General features: G+C 44.7%; 4 protein-coding genes. All 4 read right to left on the bottom strand.

Annotated elements, in window-relative coordinates:
- Positions 1-943, bottom strand: a 943-nt coding sequence (alr, locus tag SPADD19_RS00850; protein WP_061454960.1) for an alanine racemase, incomplete at its 3' end; no start/stop codon positions are given.
- Complete coding sequence (acpS, locus tag SPADD19_RS00845; protein WP_061454959.1) at positions 930-1295, bottom strand: holo-ACP synthase; 366 nt, start codon at positions 1293-1295, stop codon at positions 930-932. The genes alr and acpS, both read right to left, overlap by 14 nt.
- 86 nt (positions 1296-1381) lie before the next feature.
- Complete coding sequence (locus SPADD19_RS00840; RefSeq protein WP_061454958.1) at positions 1382-2410, bottom strand: 3-deoxy-7-phosphoheptulonate synthase; 1029 nt, start codon at positions 2408-2410, stop codon at positions 1382-1384.
- A gap of 52 nt (positions 2411-2462) precedes the next feature.
- Positions 2463-3189, bottom strand: a 727-nt coding sequence (locus tag SPADD19_RS12220) for an SEC-C metal-binding domain-containing protein (RefSeq protein WP_241496375.1), incomplete at its 5' end; no start/stop codon positions are given.

Raw genomic sequence — 3189 nt, 5'->3', positions numbered from 1 at the left:
CAGTAATCTGGTCCATCGAAACGCGACCAACAATGGGACAATAGTCCCCCTTAATCAGCACATGAAAGTTTTGCATCTCTCGGATCCAACCATCCGCATAGCCGATAGGAAGCGTTCCAATCCATTGGGATTCTTCTGTCGTATAAGTTGCTCCGTAGCCAATATCTTGACCAGCTTCTAACTGTTTCACATGAACTAACTCACTCACCAAACTCAAGGCTGGTTTAATTTCATAAGGCAAATCTAGCACAGAACCGCTGGGATTCAAGCCATACATGACATCTCCCAAGCGCACAGCCGTGAAAATCGTATCCGCATGCCACAAAGAAGTGGCTGAATTACTAGCATGGACAATGGGAGGAAGGGTTTCAAGAGCAGCCAATACTTCTTTGAAAAACTGGTATTGCGCTTGGAATTTTCGATCATCTGCCTCATCTGCTGTCGCAAAATGAGTAAAGATCCCTTCAATTTCAGCTCCAGCTGCTAAGAGAAGGCGTTCAGCTTCTTTGATCTCTTCGATCCTTCGGAATCCAATCCGCCCCATTCCTGAATCCACCTTGATATGGACCTTCAATCCTGAAAGATCTGCTTCTTGTCCAAGCAATTGATCCATCCAAGCAAGACTCGCCACCGTTAAGCGGATGTCATGCTCTTTGGCTAGATTCACTGTTTCACTTGGCACAACTCCCAAAATCAAAATAGGGTGTTGCAAGCCTTCTTCACGGATTTCGAGGGCTTCATCCATATTGGATACACAAAAGCCATCAACCTGAGGCGCCAATTTTTTGGTCACCGCAACGACCCCATGACCATAGGCGTTGGCCTTGACGACTGCATATTTTAAGGCTTGACTCGGAATATGCTCACTGACTTGTTGCACATTAAAGGCAATGGCATCCAAATCGACTCTAGCAACAGTTGGTCTATGTTTACTTGCTTTCATTTTCTTCCTCCAAAATGACACTGGTCGACACTAGGTCTCCCTTGTGACTGATCGAAATCCATACCTTCCCAGAAAAAGGAGACTTAGAAAAATAGGGAGCTCCTTGGGCATCATTTAAAATTTCTAAATCTTGAAAACCAACTGGTCCAATCCCTGTTCCCATTGCCTTCGAAAAGGCTTCTTTGGCGGACCATCGGCCCGTTAAATATTCCATTTTCCGTTTTCCAGACAATTCCTCAAAGCGCTCTCGCTCAGCCTCGGTTAAGACTTTTTCAGCGAATCGAGTATTCTTCTGATAGGCTTTTTCAATCGCAGCGATCGATTCGATATCGATGCCATGTCCTTTGATCATCTTGTTTTATCCTTATTTATCGTTTCAGTATCGTTTTACTGACAAAAGAGAAGGGGCTAAAGAATCACTCCTTCCGCCCCTGCCTTTTACTTATTCATCGTTGCAATTTCTTTGACCAAGGCCTGTGTTTTTTCCCAACCCAGACAAGGGTCTGTGATGGATTGACCATAAACCACTGGTTCATTTTGACGGCCATCTTCTAGATAGGATTCAATCATGAAACCACGAACTAAAGTTGCCAAATCCTTGTTCCAAGCACGGTTCATCATGGTTTCTCTCACGATGCGTACTTGCTCTTCGAATTGTTTACCAGAATTGTCATGGTTGGTATCCACCAGGATGAAGGGATGTTGAAAGCCCATTTCGCTATAGCGTTTTGCTGCCGCAAGCAAATCTTCATAATGGTAGTTTGGAACATTCTTACCACTCGCATCCAAGCCCCCACGAAGGATCGCATGGGCTAAAGGATTTCCTGATGTTTCCACTGCTTGGGCATTGAACAAAAAGTTTTGGGGATGTTGGGCTGCATAAATCGCATTGAACATGACAGACAGATTTCCAGATGTTGGATTCTTCATGCCTGTCGGAGCAGAGATCCCACTAGATACAAAGCGATGCTCCTGGTCTTCAACTGATCGCGCTCCAATGGCATGATAAGAAATCAAATCTTCAACATACGGAAGACTTGCTGGATAAAGCAACTCATCCGCAGTTGTCAAACCAGTTTCTGTAATCACACGGTAGTGGAGATGTCGGACTGCTTTCAAACCGTCCACAAAGCTTGGTGCTGCATGTGTATCTGGTTGGTGCATCAAGCCTTTATAGCCATCCCCATTGGTCCGAGGCTTAGCCGTATAGACCCGCATCACAATGAAAATCTGATCTTTCACTTGCTCTTGCAAGTCTGCCAAACGACGGGCATACTCCATCACAGCTTCTTCATTATCAGAAGAGCAAGGTCCGATCACAAGAAGGATCCGTTGGTCTTCTCCTTTGATAATAGCTTCCAATTCTCGATCACGCGCTTCTTTGCGCTCCAAGGCTGGACCTTCCAAGCGGTAAAGCGAAGTGATCTCTTGCTCATCAATCTTATTGCTCTTCGTAATGAATACCATACGGCCTCCTTATGCTACCTAGACCCATCCTCTTTCTATTTCAGAGGAGCTCTTAAAATTTACGTCCGTGACAGTTTTTGAATTTCTTGCCTGAACCACAAGGGCACAAATCGTTACGTTTCACTTGTGACAAGTCAATATCTGCTGGAATATCTTGTTGTTGCGCTGCAATATTGCGAGTCGCAGTTGTTGAAATACTGTGTTCCGTACGTGGACGTTCTTGTTCGTGAATTTGGGCTTTCATCATGAGACGAGTCACATCAAATTCAATCGATCCGATCATATCGTTAAACATACGGAAACTTTCTGATTGGTATTCTACCACTGGGTTATTTTGCGCATACCCACGGAGTCCAACCGCATTTCGCAATTGATCCAAAGCATCGATATGGTCTGTCCACTTGCTGTCCACCACACGAAGGATCAAGACTTTTTGGAATTCTTGCACAGACTCTTCGTCACGCAATTTCGCTACTTGGCTAGCATAGATTTCTTCTGCACGTGCATACAAGTATTCGATAACTTCCTTGTCAGATTTTCCTTCAATATCGCTTGCAGAAATCGTATCTTCCGGAACCAAATTGTATTTGGCAAAGTTCAGAATCGCTTCAACGCGTTCTTCCTTACTTGAGTGGCTGGCTCCTTCAACAATCCGTTTGATGGTCCGTTTGATCATGGCCTTGATTTCAGGTGCCAAGTCACGGTTAGCTGTGATAACATCATAGCGTTCAGCGTAGATAATTTCCCGTTGTTCCCGCATCACGTCATCGTATTGAAGG

Source organism: Streptococcus parasanguinis, assembly GCF_001578955.1.
In the GTDB taxonomy this organism is placed as follows: domain Bacteria; phylum Bacillota; class Bacilli; order Lactobacillales; family Streptococcaceae; genus Streptococcus; species Streptococcus parasanguinis_U.
This window is presented reverse-complemented; position numbering and strand designations above follow the sequence as displayed.